Here is a 17954-nt window from a genome sequence, read left to right on the forward strand (position 1 = left end):
ACCCATGTCGGCCTTGCAGAACCAACGGAAAGGGAAAGAGAACCATGGCAGACCAGAAGGTCTCAGATGCCGCTCTCCTGAAGCTGGAGAGCGACCTCTCCATCAAGTTCGAAGCGGTCAAGGGGCAGGTCAAGAAGCTCCACGCGACGATCGACAACCTCGAAGGCAAGTGGCAGGGCATCGGTGCCAACCACTTCAACTCGAAGCAGACCGAGATCAACAACCGCATGGTCAAGCTTGCCAAGCAGCTTGCCCGCTTTCAGGATTCCATCAAGGCGGCCCGCACCATTTCGGGCGACAACGAGGAAGAGATTCGCGCGGCACTCGCGTCCGTGGACGTTCAAGCCGGCTCCAGCGACGGGCCGAAGAGCCGCCTGAACGACCTCTAACCCTCATCTCGTAAACAGAATTCAGCGGAGGACCACATGGGCAAGAACGACGGTACGACGGTCGTCACTTACGCGAGCCTGGATCTCGCGGCCGGCGAGATCAAGAAGCAGGCCGCAGCACTCGCGAGGGATCTCGATGAGATCAGGGCCATGATCGCGAACGTTTCGGAGCTGTGGGAAGGTGAGGCCAAGCAGGCCTACGTCGCCGCGCAGAACAAGTGGAAGGCGGACGCCAACGCTATCCGCGCCAACCTTGACTCCATCGCCACGAAGGTCCTGGAGGCGTCGCCCACCTACCGCAGCGGTGACAAGCGCGCGGCGGCGAACTTCTAACTTAGTTCGCACAGCACAGCACAGCACAGCACATCAGGGTGGACATGCGCGGGAGATGTCCACCCTGAGCCGTCGCAAGCGCGACGGAAACCAAGAAGGTGCGGAGCCCCAACGGCCCCGCACCTTCTCCCTTCCACGATCCGAGTGAGTGCAACCCGGCCCCGGACCGACCCCGGGACCCGGTCCTACCCCTCCCCGCCCATAACCCCCGTCTGCACCAACGGATTCCCCCGCCGCCGGCTCACGAAGATGCCCCGCCCCGACGGCATCGGCCGCGGCCGTACGTTGCCCATGATGTCGCCCTCGGCCGGGTCGCCCGACAGCATCAGACCCTGGGCGCCCAGCTCGATCATGCGCTGGAGGAAGGGTTCGTACAGGGCGCGGCTGGCCCCCGCCGAACTGCGGGCGATGATGAAGCGGACGCCCACATCGCGGGCGAACGGCAGCATCTCCGTGATCGGTGCCAGCGGGTTGCCGCTCGACGTGGCGACCAGGTCGAAGTCGTCGATGACGACGTACACCGTGGGGCCCTGCCACCAGCTCTGGTCGCGCAGTTCCTGCGCCGTGACGTCGGCCGACGGGGTGCGGCGCTTCATCAGGTCGTACAGCGCCGTCATGTGATGTTCCATGTTGTTGGACATCGGGATGTACTCCGCCAGGTGCGAGCGCGGAGTCACGTCCAGCAGCGAACGCCGGTTGTCGATGACGAAGAGCTTGCAGGAATCACCGTCGTACCGCTCGGTCAGCTGCTTGATGATCAACCGCAGCAGGTTGGACTTCCCCGACTCGCTCTCGCCGAACGCCAGGAAGAACGGGTCCTGCTCGAAGTTCAGGTACACCGGCTCCAGGTTGTTCTCGTCGATGCCGAAGGCGATACCGCGCTCCGGTACCGCGTACCCGGCCGGGAGTTCGCTCGCCGGAAGCTCGCGCGGCAGCAGACGTACCGCGGGGGCCGGCGCCGCCGTCCAGTGGCGGGTGACCTCCTGGTTCATCGCCGCGGTGGCCTCGGAGAGGTCGCTGTCGGAGTTGATGCCGTCGATCCGCGGCACCGCCGCCATGAAGTGCAGCTTCTCCGGCGTCTGGCCGCGACCCGGCACCCCGGCGGGCACGTTGGCCGCCACCTTGCGGTCCAGCTCGGAGTCCATGACATCACCGAGCCGCAGCTCCAGGCGGTTCATGAGCTGGTCCTTGAGGCTGGCCCGCACCTCCATGGAACGCGACGCCGTGATGATCAGGTGGATGCCGTAACCCAGTCCACGGGCGCCGATGTCCATGACCGCGTCCTCAAGACCTTCGTAGTCCGTCCGGAAGTTGCCCCACCCGTCGATGACCAGGAAGACGTCACCCCACGGCTGGTCCGTCACCGAGATGTCGCCGCGCGCCCGCAGCCGGCGGTACGTGGCGATGGAGTCGATCCCGGCGCTGCGGAAGTACTCCTCGCGCCGCGCCATGACGCCGTACACCTCGGCGACCGTACGGCGGACCCGCTCGGGGTCGAGACGGGACGCCACCCCACCGACGTGCGGCAGACCCGCGATCGAGGACATGCCGCCGCCACCGAAGTCGAGCCCGTAGAACTGGACCTCGTGCGGCGTGTGCGTGAGCGCGAAACCGGCGATGATCGTCCGCAGCAGCGTCGACTTCCCCGACTGCGGACCACCGGTGATCTGCATATGACCGGCCGCACCGGAGAAATCCCGGTAGAGGGTGTCGCGCCGCTGCTCGAACGGCTTGTCGATGACACCGATCGGCGCGACCAGCCGGCCCGCGCCCTCGAAACCAGGCTGCGTCAGCCCCCGGCCCGGCACCGAGGAGAGCCCCGGCAGCAGCTCGTCCAGCGACGGCGGATTGTCCAGCGGCGGCAGCCACACCTGGTGGGCGGAGGCCCCGCGGCCCTCCAGCCGGCGCACGATCACATCGAGCACCGTGTCCGCCAGCGCGTCGTCCTCCGCCGTGCGCTGCTCCGGTACGCCCCCGGCCTGCGCCGCCGGCTGAACGTACTGCACCGCGACCGGGGCGGCCGTGAACGGAACCGGCCTGCGGTCCACCGGCAGGGGAGCACCCGGGGCCGCCGCCGCCCGGTGCGCGCCCGAGCGGTACACCCCGGAGACGTACGCGGCCTTGAACCGGACCATCTCCTCCGTACCGAACTTGAGCAGCCCGGAACCGGGCACGTTCGGCAGGTGGTACGCGTCGGGCACCCCGATCGCGGCCCGCGACTCCGCCGCCGAGAACGTCCGCAGACCCACCCGGTACGACAGATACGTCTCCAGACCGCGCAGCCGCCCCTCCTCCAGCCGCTGCGACGCCAGCAGCAGATGCACGCCCAGCGAACGGCCGATACGCCCGATCTGGACGAACATCTCGATGAAGTCGGGCTTCGCGGTGAGGAGTTCGCTGAACTCGTCGATGACCAGCACGAGCGAGGGAATGGGCTGGAGCGGCGCACCGGCCGCCCGCGCCTTCTCGTAGTCGTGGATGTTGGCGTAGTTGCCCGCGTCGCGCAGCATCTCCTGCCGGCGGTTGAGCTCACCGCTGATGGAGTCACCCATACGGTCGACCAGCGTCAGGTCGTCCGCGAGGTTGGTGATCACGGCCGCGACGTGCGGCATCTGCGCCATACCGGCGAAGGTCGCACCGCCCTTGAAGTCGGCGAGGACGAAGTTCAGCGTCTCCGAGGTGTGCGTGACGGCCAGGCCGAGCACCAGGGTGCGCAGCAGCTCGGACTTACCGGAACCGGTGGCACCCACGCACAGGCCGTGCGGGCCCATGCCCTCCTGCGCCGCCTCCTTCAGGTCCAGCATCACGGGCGAGCCGTCCTCGCCCACACCGATCGGCACCCGCAGCCGCTCCGCCTGCGACCGCGGCCGCCAGGTCCGGCTGACCTCGATCGACGCGGCGTCCCCCAGGTTCAGCAGATCCGTGAACTCCAGGTTGGCCAGCAGGGGTTCGTCGTCGTCCCCGCCCGTCGCCATGTGCAGCGGGGCCAGCTGCCGGGCGAGCGCCTCGGCCGCCTCGTAACTGAGCAGGTCCGGAACCCCGTCGTACACCAGCCCCTGGCCCGACTCCAGCTGCAACGTCTTCGGCTGCACCACGATCGAGAGGCCCCCGCGCGCCCCGGTCACCTCACCCGGCACCACCTCGATGACCGTCACACCCTGGAGGCCCTCCGCCGACGCCAGCACCGACATGGGCGGCACCGACTCACCGTCCAGGACCACGACGACATGCGGCTGTTCCACCAGCGGCTGCCCGCCGGGCTGGAAGCGCGGCCTGCCCTCCAGCCGGCCGGCCAGCAGATCCTCCAGGGCCGGCAGACTCGTGGTGATCAGCCGCCTGCTCCCCGCCCCGTCCGCGGGACCCGGAGCCTGCGCGTGCGGCAGCCACTTCGTCCACTCCCACTGCGGCGCCGCCTCCGCCCCCGTCGCGACCGCGATCACCAGGTCCTCGGGGGAGTGCAGGGAGGCAAGACCGCCGACCATCGCCCGCGCCGCGGAGCGCGCGGACTCCGCGTGGCCGCTGATCGTCAGGTGGTAGAACGCCCGCAACGAGACGGCCATGGGCAGACCGTCCAGCGTGGAGTGCGTCGCCAGGAACTGCTGCATCGCCCCGGCCGCCAGCGGCTCCAGCTCGTCCACGGGCGCCGTCTCGGGCGCGACGAGCGGCGTCGCCAGCTCCTGACTGCCGAGACCGATACGCACCTGCGCGAAGTCCGCGTCACCCGCGCGCCGCTCCCACACCCGGCTGCCCTCGGCGACGAGCGCCCACAACTGGTCGGGAGAGGGGTGGAGGTAGAACTGCGCGTCGCGCTGCTTGCGGGCCGTCTTCAGCACCGTACGCCGGGTCTGCGTCAGGTACTTCAGGTAGTCGCGGCGCATATCCGCCAGTTCGCCCTGGGTGCCCCGTCGGTACCGTACGAGCATCGCGACGGCCATACCGAGCGTCGAGGCGATCATCACCATGCCCATGATGCGCATGACCGGGTTCGGCGTCATGAAGAAGAAGACGACCGAACCACCCATGCCCAGCATCGGCAGGAGCTGCATCAGCGCCCCCTCCTGCTGGCCCCGGGGGAGTTCCGGCGGAGGTTGCAACTGCACCTGCTCGACCGGCACTTCGGTGGGCAGAGCCCGCGGTGGGCGCTTGACGACGATCTGGCTCACAGCTCACCAATTCCCTTGCCGGACGGAAGTGTTCCTATCGGCGCCCCCGTGGCGACGGGCTCCATCCGCGGGATGGATCCTACTGGCGTGGCGCCACCCCCATGGCGGTAGGGTGTCGCGACGCGTGTACGCATCCGCTAACTCTCGCGTAACTGTCGCGAGAAGACGGTCATTCGGGACGAACGCGGAACCCGAAGCGCGGAACGGACAGCGGAGCAGCGCAGAGCACGTGCGATACAGCGCAGCAAAAGCAAGCGCAGTAAAGCCAAGCAAGCGCGGCAAAAGCCAGTAACGCGCAGCAAGAGCCAGAACCAGTAACGCGCAGCAAAAGCCAGTAGCAGCCAGCAGGGGGAGCACCAGGTGACCATGACGGCCCAAGCGGCAGCCACCGGATCCGGTCGGCCGAGTCTCGGGACCCCGTCCGGCAGCAGCACCGGATTCTGCCGGGTCACGGTCGTCGCGCCCGACGGCCGGGTCGATGTGGCCCTGCCCGAGGACATCCCCGTCGCCGACCTCTACCCCGAGATCCTCCGGCTGTCCGGACAGAGCCCCGCCCCCGGCGCACCGGTCGGCTACCACCTGGTGCGCCGCGACGGCACCGTCCTCGACAGCGCCCGTACGCTCGCCGGCCACCGCATCCTCGACGGCGAGCTGCTGTCGATGCGGCCCTTCTCCGAATCGCTGCCCCCCGCGGTCTTCGACGACGTCTCGGACGCCGTCGCCACCGCCGTGGCCAAGGACCGCACCCTCTGGGGCGACGCGCTGATGCGCGGTGCCGGGCTCTTCGGCGGCTCCGTCCTGCTCGCCCTGCTCGGCTTCGTCCTGTGGACCGCCGACCCGCGCCACGACATGAACGGGCTGCCCGGCATCCTGGCCGCCGTCGTCGCCCTGCTCCTCCTCGCGTTCGCGTGCGTGCGTGCGCGGATCTACGACGACCGGGCCTCGTCGATCGCGCTCGGTACCGGCGCCCTGGTGAACGCGGCCGTGGCCGGCTCCGGCCTGCTGCCCCTGAGTACCGGGCAGGGCATCGGACGGCTCCAGTTCCTGCTCGCCTGCGCGGCGGTCCTCGTCGTCGCGGTCATCCTGATGATCGTCGCGCCCGGCGGGGACGGTCCGTTCGTCGCGTTCGTCTTCGCGAGCGCCGTCGGCCTCCTGGTCACCTTCATCGCGATCATGACCGACATGAGGCCGATCGAGGCCGCCGCCGTGTGCTCCCCGCTCGCCGTCGGAGCCCTCGCCTTCCTGCCGGGGCTCTCCACCCGCTTCGCCCGGATCCCCATCGGATTCGAGCCGCCCCGCACCACGGTCGGCGACTACGGGACCTCCGAGCCCGCGGCCACCGGCCCGGTCGACGCCGTACGCCTCGCCGCCCAGGCCCGCCGCGGCCACGAACTGCTCCTCGGCCTGGTCGGCGGCTGCGCCCTGGTCGCCGTGGCGGCCGCCGCCGTACTGGGCTTCTCGGACAACGTCTGGGGCCAGCTGCTCGCCCTGGCCACCGGCGTCGCCATGCTGATGCGCGCCCACCTGTTCCGTTACACCGCCCAGGTCGGCTGCGCGCTCGCCGCGGGCCTCGCCTCCCTGGTGTTCCTGGGCCTCGGGCTGTCCCTGAACCCGCCGGCCGCCATCGTGCGCGACGCGCTGCGCGGCGACGGGGCCGCACTCGACCTCCGTACGGTGTGGCTCGCCGCGGCGGTCGCGGGCGTCGCCGTTCTGATCACCGCCATCGGCCTGATCGTGCCGAGCAAGGGCGTGACCCCGTTCTGGGGCCGCTTCCTGGAGATCGCCGAGACGGTCGTCCTGCTGACACTGCTCCCGCTCTGCCTCGCGGTCTTCGACGTCTACCACTCGATCCGGTCCCTCACCAGCTGATGACCGGCCCGTCAAGCCGATGACCGCCCCGTCAAGCCGATGACCGGCGGGGCGTGACCCGAACGGCTGGTAGTCTGTGCGGTGGCCGTTTGTGTACGCGCCCCCGGATCATCCTGGGGGCTGCGCTCATCGGACCTTCGCCTCCGAGTCACGGAAGCTCCCCTGAGACCAAGACCAGGGGCACTCGTGGGCGCTTCGAACATCAAGAGGAGTACGCGTGCCGCTCGACGCCGCTACGAAGAAGCAGATCATGGCCGAGTTCGCCCAGAAGGAGGGTGACACCGGATCCCCCGAGGTCCAGGTCGCCATGCTCTCCCGCCGGATCTCGGACCTGACCGAGCACCTCCGGACGCACAAGCACGACCACCACTCCCGTCGTGGTCTGCTGATCCTGGTCGGCCAGCGCCGCCGCCTCCTGCAGTACCTGGCCAAGAAGGACATCCAGCGCTTCCGTGCGCTCGTCGACCGCCTCGGCATCCGCCGTGGCGCGGCCGGCGGCGCCAAGTAAGGACGCTGTGGAGAGGGAGCGGTTCCCGCGTTTGAGGGGACCGCTCCCTTTGCCGTACGTGCAGGACCGGTGTCAAGCTCAGTAACCTGGGTGCAGCGACACCCGTAGGACCCGTAAGACCCGCGCGACGAACACGCGCGATCGCAAGAACGAGTAAGACCGGAACGAGCAAGATTCAGGGAGAGGCGCTACGACGCCGCCGCCGGTCCTCGGTAGTGGCCCCCGGGAACATGCCCGGGAGCTTCGATCGAAGACCGGCCCGCATCCACGGTGCGCCTCTCCCGCACCGTCCCGCGCCACACGGGCGCGCGGACGAAAGACGACGAGTATGGAGAAATCACTAGTGGAGAACGAGACCCACTACGCCGAGGCCGTCATCGACAACGGCACCTTCGGCACCCGCACCATCCGCTTCGAGACGGGCCGCCTGGCCAAGCAGGCCGCCGGCTCCGCCGTCGCGTACCTGGACGACGACACCATGGTGCTGTCGGCCACCACCGCTTCCAAGCGGCCCAAGGACAACCTCGACTTCTTCCCCCTCACGGTGGACGTCGAGGAGCGGCAGTACGCGGCCGGCAAGATCCCCGGCTCCTTCTTCCGCCGCGAGGGCCGCCCCTCCGAGGACGCGATCCTCACCTGCCGTCTGATCGACCGCCCGCTGCGCCCGTCCTTCAAGAAGGGCCTGCGCAACGAGATCCAGATCGTCGAGACGGTCATGGCGCTCAACCCCGACCATCTGTACGACGTGGTCGCGATCAACGCCGCCTCCTGCTCCACCCAGCTCGCGGGCCTGCCCTTCTCCGGCCCGATCGGCGCCACCCGCGTCGCCCTGATCAAGGGCCAGTGGGTCGCCTTCCCGACGCACACCGAGCTCGAGGACGCCGTCTTCGACATGGTCGTCGCCGGTCGCGTCCTGGAGGACGGCGACGTCGCGATCATGATGGTCGAGGCCGAGGCCACCGAGAAGACCATCCAGCTCGTCAAGGACGGCGCCGAGGCTCCCACCGAGGAGGTCGTCGCCGCCGGTCTGGAAGCGGCGAAGCCGTTCATCAAGACCCTCTGCAAGGCGCAGTCGGACCTGGCGTCCAAGGCCGCCAAGCCCGAGGGTGACTTCCCGGTCTTCCTGGACTACCAGGACGACGTCCTGGACGCCCTGGCCAAGGCCGTCACGCCGGAGCTGAAGCAGGCGCTCACCATCGCTGGCAAGCAGGAGCGCGAGACCGAGCTGGACCGCGTCAAGGAGATCGCCGCCGAGAAGCTCCTCCCGGAGTTCGAGGGCCGCGAGAAGGAGATCTCCGCCGCGTACCGCGCGCTGACGAAGAAGCTGGTCCGCGAGCGCGTCATCAAGGACAAGGTCCGCATCGACGGCCGCGGCGTCACGGACATCCGTACGCTCGCCGCCGAGGTCGAGGCCATCCCGCGCGTGCACGGCTCGGCGCTGTTCGAGCGTGGCGAGACCCAGATCCTGGGCGTCACCACCCTCAACATGCTCCGCATGGAGCAGCAGCTGGACACCCTCTCCCCGGTGACCCGCAAGCGCTACATGCACAACTACAACTTCCCGCCGTACTCCGTCGGTGAGACCGGCCGCGTGGGCTCGCCCAAGCGCCGCGAGATCGGCCACGGTGCGCTCGCCGAGCGTGCCATCGTGCCGGTCCTCCCGACCCGCGAGGAGTTCCCCTACGCGATCCGCCAGGTCTCCGAGGCGCTGGGCTCCAACGGCTCGACGTCCATGGGCTCGGTCTGCGCCTCCACCATGTCGCTGCTGAACGCCGGTGTGCCCCTCAAGGCCGCCGTCGCCGGTATCGCCATGGGCCTGATCTCGCAGGAGATCGACGGCAAGACCCACTACGTCGCCCTCACCGACATCCTCGGTGCGGAGGACGCCTTCGGCGACATGGACTTCAAGGTCGCCGGTACGAAGCAGTTCGTGACCGCGCTCCAGCTCGACACCAAGCTCGACGGCATCCCCGCCTCGGTCCTGGCCGCCGCGCTGAAGCAGGCCCGTGACGCCCGTCTGCACATCCTGGACGTCATGAACGAGGCCATCGACGTCCCGGACGAGATGTCCCCGAACGCCCCGCGGATCATCACCGTCAAGATCCCGGTGGACAAGATCGGTGAGGTCATCGGCCCCAAGGGCAAGATGATCAACCAGATCCAGGAGGACACCGGCGCCGACATCACGATCGAGGACGACGGCACCATCTACATCGGTGCCCAGCAGGGCTCGCAGGCCGAGGCCGCCCGCGCCACGATCAACGCCATCGCCAACCCGACCATGCCGGAGGTCGGCGAGCGCTACCTGGGTACGGTCGTCAAGACCACCACCTTCGGTGCGTTCGTGTCGCTCATGCCGGGCAAGGACGGTCTGCTGCACATCTCGCAGATCCGCAAGCTCGCCGGTGGCAAGCGCGTGGAGAACGTCGAGGACGTGCTCGGCGTCGGCGCCAAGGTCCAGGTCGAGATCGCCGAGATCGACTCCCGCGGCAAGCTCTCCCTCATCCCCGTCATCGAGGGTGAAGAGGACGACAAGAAGGACGACACCGACAAGTGACGTCCCGTAGTTCCGCGACGACGGCCCGCACCTCCTCGGAGGGGCGGGCCGTCGCCCGTACCCAAACGCTTCTCAAGGGCAGCAACGGCATCGGAACGGTCCGCCGGACCGTGCTCCCCGGCGGTCTGCGGATCGTCACCGAGACCCTGCCCTCCGTCCGGTCCGCCACCTTCGGCATCTGGGCGAACGTCGGCTCCCGCGACGAGACGCCCACCCTGAACGGCGCGACCCACTACCTCGAACACCTCCTCTTCAAGGGCACCGGCAAGCGCAGCGCCCTCGACATCTCCTCCGCGATCGACGCGGTCGGCGGCGAGATGAACGCCTTCACGGCGAAGGAGTACACCTGCTACTACGCACGGGTCCTCGACACCGACCTGCCGCTGGCCATCGACGTCGTCTGCGACATGCTGACCGGCTCGCTGATCGCCCCCGAGGACGTCGACGCCGAGCGCGGCGTCATCCTCGAAGAGATCGCGATGACCGAGGACGACCCGGGCGACTGCGTGCACGACCTGTTCGCGCACACCATGCTCGGCGACACCCCGCTCGGCCGCCCCGTCCTCGGCACCGTCGACACGATCAACGCCCTGAACCGGGGCCAGATCGCCCGCTTCTACAAGAAGCACTACGACCCCACGCACCTGGTCGTCGCAGCCGCGGGCAACGTCGACCACGCCACGGTCGTGACCCAGGTCCGCCGCGCCTTCGAGAGGGCCGGCGCCCTCTCCCGTACGGACGCGGTGCCCATGGCGCCCCGCCAGGGCTCCCGCACCCTGCGCGCCGCAGGCAAGGTCGAGCTGCTCAACCGCAAGACCGAACAGGCCCACGTGGTCCTCGGCATGCCCGGCCTCGCCCGCACCGACGACCGCCGCTGGGCCCTCGGGGTCCTCAACACGGCCCTCGGCGGCGGAATGAGCTCGCGCCTCTTCCAGGAGGTACGAGAAAAGCGCGGCCTGGCCTACAGCGTGTACTCGTACACCTCGGGCTTCGCCGACTGCGGCCTCTTCGGCGTCTACGCGGGCTGCCGGCCCAGCCAGGTCCACGACGTCCTGAAGATCTGCCGCGACGAACTGGACCGGGTCGCCACCCACGGCCTGGACGACGACGAGATCACCCGCGCCATCGGCCAGCTCTCCGGCTCCACCGTCCTCGGCCTGGAGGACACCGGCGCGCTGATGAACCGTATCGGCAAGAGCGAGCTGTGCTGGGGCGAGCAGATGTCGGTCGACGACATGCTGGCCCGTATCGCGGAGGTCACCCCCGACGACGTACGGGAGGTGGCGGGCGAACTCCTCACCCACCGCCCCTCGCTCTCGGTCATCGGCCCGCTCAAGGACAAGCAGGCGGACCGCCTCCACGAAGCGGTCTCCTAACCCCCAAGCGCTCGCACCCTAAGGAATCACCATGAGCAAGCTGCGCGTAGCCGTTCTCGGTGCTCAGGGCCGTATCGGCTCCGAGGCCGTACGAGCCGTCGAGGCCGCCGACGACCTGGAGCTGGTGGCGGCCCTGGGCCGCGGCGACAAGCTGGAGACCCTCGCCGACGCGGGCGCCCAGGCCGTCGTCGAGCTGACCACCCCCGCATCGGTGATGGGCAACCTCGACTTCTGCGTCCGGCACGGCATCCATGCCGTCGTCGGCACCACCGGCTGGACCGACGAACGGCTCGCGCAGCTGACCACCTGGCTGGACAACTCCCCGGAGACCGGTGTCCTCATCGCCCCGAACTTCTCTATCGGCGCGGTCCTGACCATGAAGTTCGCGGAGCAGGCCGCCCGCTACTTCGAATCCGTCGAGGTCGTCGAACTCCACCACCCCAACAAGGTCGACGCCCCTTCCGGCACCGCGACCCGCACCGCCCAGCTCATCGCGGCGGCCCGCGCGAAGGCCGGCAGCGCCCCCCAGCCCGACGCCACGACCACCGCCCTGGACGGCGCGCGCGGCGCGGACGTCGACGGCGTCCCGGTCCACGCGATCCGGCTCCGCGGCCTGCTGGCCCACCAGGAAGTGCTGCTCGGCGGCGAGGGCGAGACCCTCACCATCCGCCACGACTCCCTCCACCACAGCAGCTTCATGCCGGGCATCCTGCTCGGCGTCCGCCGCGTGGTGACCACTCCCGGCCTCACGTTCGGCCTGGAACACTTCCTCGACCTGAACTGACGGCCCCCATGCGCGCAAAGATCACCTACTTCATCACGGCCGCCGTCCTGGTCTTCTACTTCGTCCTGGTCGGCAGCCGGGGCCTGATGCTCATCCGGCACGGCACCCTGCTCACGGTCACGTTCGGCGTCGCCGTGCTGATCCTGCCGCTGATCGGCGTCTGGTTCCTGTGGAAGAACACCCAGTTCGTCCGCCGCGCCAACGCCCTGGCCGCCGAGCTGGACGCGGAGGGCGGCCTCCCGGTCGACGACCTGGCCCGCACCCCGTCGGGCCGCATCGACCGGGACGCCGCCGACGCGGTCTTCACCCAGCGCCGCGAGGAGACCGAGGACGCCCCGGACGACTGGCGCACCTGGTTCAGACTGGCGATCGCCTACCAGGACGCAAGGGACACCCCAAGGGCCCGCAAGGCCATGCAGAGGGCCATCGCTTTGCACAAAACGCCCCCGAAGGCCGCACCTTCCACCCCGAGCGCCCCCTCGCCAGCGCCGGATGAGCCCGCACCTTCGCCCGCGCCTGGCGAGCCCGCATCCTCAAGCCCGGCCGCACCTTCCAGCCCGCCCGGCGCTTGAGGGCAAAATCAAGCCCGTCCGGCGATTGAGGACATCTTTCAGCCCGTACGCAAGTGAGCCCGGCACCCACGATGGGCCCGGGCTCACTCACGTACAGCCGACAAAAACCGGCTCACCCGAGCCGATACTCATCCGCCCAGGCCTCAACGGAATCCGTCGCCCGCTCGAACGCCTCCTCACGCCCGAGGAAATCCGCATTGTGGTCCGTGGCCAGCGGCGCCAACGTCTCACCGCTCCGCCGGACCACGACGAGCGCCTGGCCCTGGACCGTACGGGGAAAGCCCATCCACTTCACGGGCTGCTGGACCGTACGGACCGCCGACGTGTCGCTCCAGGCCACCGTGACGGTCCGGAAGAAGCCGACGCGCCGCACACCGTGGCGGCTGACCCACGCACCCGCCCGCAGCAGCCGCAGGGCGGCGGCGATCACGACACCGGCCAGCACCAGACACACCGTGGCACCCGAAGGCGCTCCGGCCACACCAATGATCATGGCCGCGAGCAGAACGAACGAGGCCAGCAACAACAGGGTGGCCGCCGCCGCGACCCGCCACGGACCGGGGCGGTAGGGCCGCCGCCAGCTGTCGTGGTCGTCGAACGGCAGGGCGACGTCCTCCGCGCTCGCGTCGAATGCGCGGTCGGCCGTCAGAAAGGGCAGGGGCACGACTCATCCTCACTCACAAGCACGCTCGATTGCTGTGCCCGGTGAGGCTACCGAGGCAGCCCCCGGCCCGACCACCCCAGGGGGTCCGTACGAGTCGACGGCCTACGGCTCAGCGGCCCTGAGACGCGGTCGACTGCTTGCCGTGCTCCGCGGGCTGTCCGGAATCCAGCGCCGGGAGGCCCAGCAGCAGAGAGCCCACGAGACCGGCGACCACGGTCAGCCCGACGAGGGACCGCCCCAGCAGCTCGGGAACGGTGGCACGGGCGGCGGGAGGCGGAGTGACATTACTGCGGAACCGCTCGGACTCGGCGACGAACGAGAACGGGACGGCTTCACGCCGGCGGAACATGAGGAAACTCTCCTTGATCTGCTTGACGGGTGCTGCTATTGAGTCAGACGTACGACAGCCCGAATCGGTGCCCGAATCGCCGTACTTGTTGGGGGAACTCCACGAACGGCTGCCCGAGACCGCCGCGTACATGCACGGTCCCGCGGCCCGTAGAGTGGTCGCCGCCCGAGCCACGCCGCCGGGCCTCCCGCGCCGCCCCTGGAAGGACCCCCGTCGGTGACCGACACCCCCGAACCCGCAAAGCCCCACTTCCGCAGTGACGTCACCGTCGAGCTGGTGAAGAGCGACGCGCGCGACGCGGACGTGCTGTTCGCCGCCCGGGTCTCCACCGCGGGCGAGCAGTCGCTCGAAGAGGTCACCAAGGACCCCGAGCGCTCCAAGGGACTCATCAACTACCTCATGCGGGACCGGCACGGCAGCCCGTTCGAGCACAACTCGATGACGTTCTTCATCAGCGCCCCGATCTTCGTGTTCCGCGAGTTCATGCGGCACCGCGTCGGCTGGTCGTACAACGAGGAATCGGGCCGCTACCGGGAGCTGGAGCCGGTCTTCTACGTCCCCGGAACCTCCCGCAAGCTCGTCCAGCAGGGCCGCCCCGGCAAGTACGAGTTCGTCCAGGGCACCGAGGAGCAGTACGACGTCACGACCCGCGCCATGGAGGAGTCCTACCGGGCCTCCTACGAGGCGTACCAGGAGATGCTGGCGAAGGGCGTGGCCCGCGAGGTCGCCCGCGCGGTCCTCCCCGTCGGCCTCTTCTCCTCGATGTACGCCACCTGCAACGCACGCTCCCTGATGCATTTCCTCGGCCTGCGCACCCAGCACGAGCTGGCGAAGGTGCCGTCCTTCCCGCAGCGCGAGATCGAGATGGTCGGCGAACAGATGGAAACCCACTGGCAGCAGCTCATGCCGCTCACTCATGCCGCCTTCAACAAAAATGGACGGGTCGCCCCATAGGCGGTGTCCGTATTGCGGCGTTTCGAGAAGTTCATCTAGGCTGATCAAACGGACCCGGCACTGCTTGAACCCCCGAGCAGGCAGTGCCGGGCTCCTCTTCCCCGTCCCCCCGAGGGGACCCCGCGCGCTGAGCAGCGAGTAGCGTGTTACCCATGGCTCCGATCTCCACTCCGCAGACCCCCTTCGGGCGGGTCCTCACCGCTATGGTCACGCCCTTCACGGCGGACGGCGCTCTCGACCTCGACGGCGCCCAGCGGCTCGCCGCCCACCTGGTGGACGCAGGCAATGACGGCCTGATCGTCAACGGCACCACCGGTGAGTCCCCGACCACCAGTGATTCGGAGAAGGACCAGCTCGTACGAGCGGTCCTCGAGGCCGTAGGAGACCGGGCCCACGTCGTCGCCGGCATCGGCACCAACGACACCCGGCACAGCGTCGAGCTCGCCCGGACGGCCGAGCGCACCGGCGCCCACGGCCTGCTCGCGGTGACGCCGTACTACAACAAGCCGCCGCAGGAGGGCCTCCTCCGCCACTTCACGGCCATCGCCGACTCCACCGGCCTCCCCGTGATGCTGTACGACATCCCCGGCCGCAGCGGCGTGCCGATCGACACGGAGACCCTGGTCCGGCTCGCCGACCACCCGCGGATCGTCGCCAACAAGGACGCCAAGGGCGACCTGGGCCGCGCCAGCTGGGCCATCGCCGAATCCGGCCTCGCCTGGTACTCCGGCGACGACATGCTCAACCTGCCGCTCCTCTCGGTCGGCGCGGTCGGCTTCGTCTCCGTCGTCGGCCACATGGTCACCCCCGACCTGCGGGCCCTGATCGAGGCGCACCTGAGCGGCGACGTCCAGAAGGCCACCGAGATCCACCAGAAGCTGCTCCCGGTCTTCACCGGCATGTTCCGCACCCAGGGCGTCATCACGACGAAGGCCGCCCTGACCCTCCAGGGCCTCCCGGCCGGACCGCTGCGCCTGCCGCTGGTGGAGCTCAGCGCCCAGGAGACGGCCCAGCTCAAGATCGATCTCGCCGCCGGCGGGGTAGAGCTCTGATCACGGACTTCACAACTGAACAGACTTCACAACTGAACAGCCGAACAGGCGAGGCGACTCGCCAGGGCACCACCCCAGACAACAGCAAGTGCACGAATGACATGCGCGCCACGTGCCTCAGCGGTACGTGGCGTGCGTGGTAAGGAGAGTCTTTTGAGTCATCCGCACCCTGAACTCGGTACCCCGCCGAAGCTCCCGAAGGGCGCCCTGCGGGTCACCCCGCTCGGCGGCCTGGGCGAGATCGGCCGCAACATGACGGTCTTCGAGTACGGCGGCCGCCTGCTCATCGTCGACTGCGGCGTTCTCTTCCCCGAGGAGGAGCAGCCGGGCATCGACCTGATCCTGCCGGACTTCACCACGATCCGGGACCGCCTGGACGACATCGAGGGCATCGTCCTCACGCACGGCCACGAGGACCACATCGGTGGCGTCCCGTACCTGCTGCGCCTGAAGCCGGACATCCCCCTCATCGGCTCGAAGCTGACCCTCGCGCTCATCGAGGCGAAGCTCCAGGAGCACCGCATCCGCCCCTACACCCTTGAGGTGCAGGAAGGGCAGCGGGAGCGCATCGGCGTCTTCGACTGCGAGTTCATCGCGGTCAACCACTCGATCCCGGACGCGCTGGCCGTCGCCATCCGCACCCCCGCGGGCATGGCCGTGGCCACCGGTGACTTCAAGATGGACCAGCTTCCGCTGGACGGCCGTCTCACCGACCTGCACGCGTTCGCGCGCCTCAGCGAGGAGGGCATCGACCTTCTCCTCTCCGACTCCACGAACGCCGAGGTCCCCGGCTTCGTGCCGCCGGAGCGGGACATCTCCAACGTCCTGCGCACGGTGTTCGCCAACGCCCAGAAGCGCATCATCGTGGCGAGCTTCGCCAGCCATGTGCACCGCATCCAGCAGATCCTGGACGCCGCCCACGAGTACGGCCGCCGGGTCGCCTTCGTCGGCCGCTCGATGGTCCGCAACATGGGCATCGCCCGTGACCTGGGCTATCTGAACGTCCCCGCCGGCCTGGTCGTCGACGTCAAGACCCTCGACGACCTCCCGGACGACGAGGTCGTGCTGGTCTGCACGGGTTCGCAGGGCGAGCCGATGGCGGCCCTCTCCCGGATGGCCAACCGCGACCACCAGATCCGGATCGTTCCCGGCGACACGGTGATCCTGGCGTCGTCCCTCATCCCCGGCAACGAGAACGCGGTCTACCGCGTGATCAACGGCCTGACCCGCTGGGGCGCCAACGTCGTCCACAAGGGCAACGCCAAGGTCCACGTCTCGGGCCACGCCTCGGCCGGCGAGCTGCTGTACTTCTACAACATCTGCAAGCCGAAGAACCTGATGCCGGTCCACGGCGAATGGCGCCACCTGCGGGCCAACGCCGAACTGGGCGCCCTCACCGGGGTACCGAAGGACCACATCGTCATCGCCGAGGACGGCGTGGTCGTCGACCTCATCGACGGCAAGGCGAAGATCGTCGGCAAGGTCCAGGCCGGTTACGTCTACGTCGACGGCCTCTCCGTCGGCGACGTCACCGAAACCTCCCTCAAGGACCGCCGCATCCTCGGCGACGAGGGCATCATCTCGGTGTTCATCGTGGTCGACAGCTCCTCGGGCAAGATCGTGGGCGGCCCCCACATCCAGGCCCGCGGCTCCGGCATCGACGACAACGCGTTCGCCGGCGTCACCCCGAAGATCCAGGAAGCCCTGGACAAGTCGGCGCAGGACGGCGTGATGGAGCCCCACCAGCTCCAGCAGATGGTCCGCCGGACGGTCGGCAAGTGGGTGTCCGACACCTACCGCCGCCGCCCGATGATCCTTCCGGTCGTCGTCGAGGTCTGACCCCTCACGACCGCCTGACCTGGAGCGGGGCCCTCGATTTGCATCGGGGAGCCCCGCTCCAGTACGTTTACGTCTCCGCCTGAACGGGAAGCACCGCGCGCACTCGTGCGTCCGGAACACCCCGCCGGGGGTGGGAATTCCGACTCAGAATCTCTGATAAAGTCGGGTCCGCCGGAAAGGGAAAGCGCGAAAGCGGAGAACCTGGAAAGCGAAACTGCACGGCCCGCTTCGACCGGGAATCGGACAAGAAAGAGTCTGATAGAGTCGGAAACGCAAGACAGCAGGACAAAGAAGTGAAACGAAGGGAAGCGCCCGGAGGGCCCCGGTGATACGGGACCGAAGGAAGCGTCCGTTCCTTGAGAACTCAACAGCGTGCCAAAAGTCAACGCCAGATATGTTGATACCCCGTCTCCGGCCGGTTTGGTCGGGACGTGGTTCCTTTTGAAATACACAGCGAGGACGCTGTGAACAACGGGTCTTATTCCGGCCGGTTGTTCCGCTCTCGTGTGTGTGTGCACCCGATTACGGGTAAACATTCACGGAGA

General features: G+C 68.8%; 14 protein-coding genes. 11 read left to right on the forward strand and 3 right to left on the reverse strand.

Features of this window, described 5'->3' with window-relative positions:
* The first annotated feature begins 44 nt into the window (after positions 1-44).
* On the forward strand, positions 45-389 hold the full coding sequence (locus A3Q37_RS31105; RefSeq protein ID WP_065489734.1) for a WXG100 family type VII secretion target: 345 nt from the start codon (positions 45-47) through the stop codon (positions 387-389).
* A 36-nt stretch (positions 390-425) separates the two neighbouring features.
* Entirely contained in the window at positions 426-722 is a 297-nt protein-coding gene (locus A3Q37_RS31110) for a WXG100 family type VII secretion target (RefSeq protein ID WP_065489736.1), read from the forward strand.
* Between the two features lie 185 nt (positions 723-907).
* Here A3Q37_RS31110 and eccCa read toward each other — a convergent pair whose 3' ends face one another.
* The gene (gene eccCa, locus A3Q37_RS31115) at positions 908-4885 is read right to left on the reverse strand and encodes a type VII secretion protein EccCa (protein WP_079138068.1); all 3978 of its coding nucleotides are present in this window, start codon (positions 4883-4885) and stop codon (positions 908-910) included.
* Positions 4886-5251: 366 nt separating this feature from the next.
* Here eccCa and eccD point away from each other — a divergent pair, with 366 nt between their 5' ends.
* The 6 genes from eccD to A3Q37_RS31145 all read left to right on the forward strand — a co-directional run bounded on the left by eccD (position 5252) and on the right by A3Q37_RS31145 (position 12551).
* Complete coding sequence (eccD, locus tag A3Q37_RS31120) at positions 5252-6754, forward strand: type VII secretion integral membrane protein EccD (protein ID WP_065489755.1); 1503 nt, start codon at positions 5252-5254, stop codon at positions 6752-6754.
* Between the two features lie 217 nt (positions 6755-6971).
* Positions 6972-7262 (forward strand): 30S ribosomal protein S15, encoded by a 291-nt coding sequence (gene rpsO / locus A3Q37_RS31125; RefSeq protein ID WP_006127995.1) that lies wholly within the window; start codon positions 6972-6974, stop codon positions 7260-7262.
* Between the two features lie 343 nt (positions 7263-7605).
* Entirely contained in the window at positions 7606-9819 is a 2214-nt protein-coding gene (locus A3Q37_RS31130) for a polyribonucleotide nucleotidyltransferase (RefSeq protein WP_065489738.1), read from the forward strand.
* A complete protein-coding gene (locus A3Q37_RS31135) occupies positions 9816-11195 on the forward strand; it encodes a pitrilysin family protein (protein WP_065489740.1) in 1380 nt (459 codons plus the stop codon). Before A3Q37_RS31130 ends, A3Q37_RS31135 begins: the two co-directional genes overlap by 4 nt.
* A 31-nt stretch (positions 11196-11226) precedes the next feature.
* Entirely contained in the window at positions 11227-11979 is a 753-nt protein-coding gene (dapB, locus tag A3Q37_RS31140) for a 4-hydroxy-tetrahydrodipicolinate reductase (protein ID WP_065489742.1), read from the forward strand.
* 8 nt (positions 11980-11987) lie between these two features.
* Complete coding sequence (locus A3Q37_RS31145; protein WP_065489744.1) at positions 11988-12551, forward strand: hypothetical protein; 564 nt, start codon at positions 11988-11990, stop codon at positions 12549-12551.
* Positions 12552-12663: 112 nt separating this feature from the next.
* Here the strand turns inward: A3Q37_RS31145 and A3Q37_RS31150 are convergent, their stop codons facing one another.
* Complete coding sequence (locus A3Q37_RS31150; RefSeq protein WP_065489746.1) at positions 12664-13215, reverse strand: hypothetical protein; 552 nt, start codon at positions 13213-13215, stop codon at positions 12664-12666.
* A 109-nt stretch (positions 13216-13324) separates the two neighbouring features.
* Positions 13325-13564, reverse strand: a complete 240-nt coding sequence (locus A3Q37_RS31155) for a hypothetical protein (RefSeq protein WP_065489748.1) — start codon at positions 13562-13564, stop codon at positions 13325-13327.
* A gap of 216 nt (positions 13565-13780) precedes the next feature.
* Between A3Q37_RS31155 and thyX the strand changes: the two genes are divergently transcribed.
* From thyX to A3Q37_RS31170, 3 genes are all read left to right on the forward strand, one after another.
* On the forward strand, positions 13781-14518 hold the full coding sequence (thyX, locus tag A3Q37_RS31160) for an FAD-dependent thymidylate synthase (protein WP_006128002.1): 738 nt from the start codon (positions 13781-13783) through the stop codon (positions 14516-14518).
* Between the two features lie 152 nt (positions 14519-14670).
* Positions 14671-15570, forward strand: a complete 900-nt coding sequence (gene dapA, locus A3Q37_RS31165; protein ID WP_032789265.1) for a 4-hydroxy-tetrahydrodipicolinate synthase — start codon at positions 14671-14673, stop codon at positions 15568-15570.
* Between the two features lie 153 nt (positions 15571-15723).
* Entirely contained in the window at positions 15724-17409 is a 1686-nt protein-coding gene (locus A3Q37_RS31170) for a ribonuclease J (protein ID WP_010072342.1), read from the forward strand.
* Positions 17410-17954: the final 545 nt, after the last annotated feature.

The organism is Streptomyces sp. PTY087I2 (genome assembly GCF_001687325.1).
Taxonomy (GTDB): Bacteria; Actinomycetota; Actinomycetes; order Streptomycetales; family Streptomycetaceae; genus Streptomyces.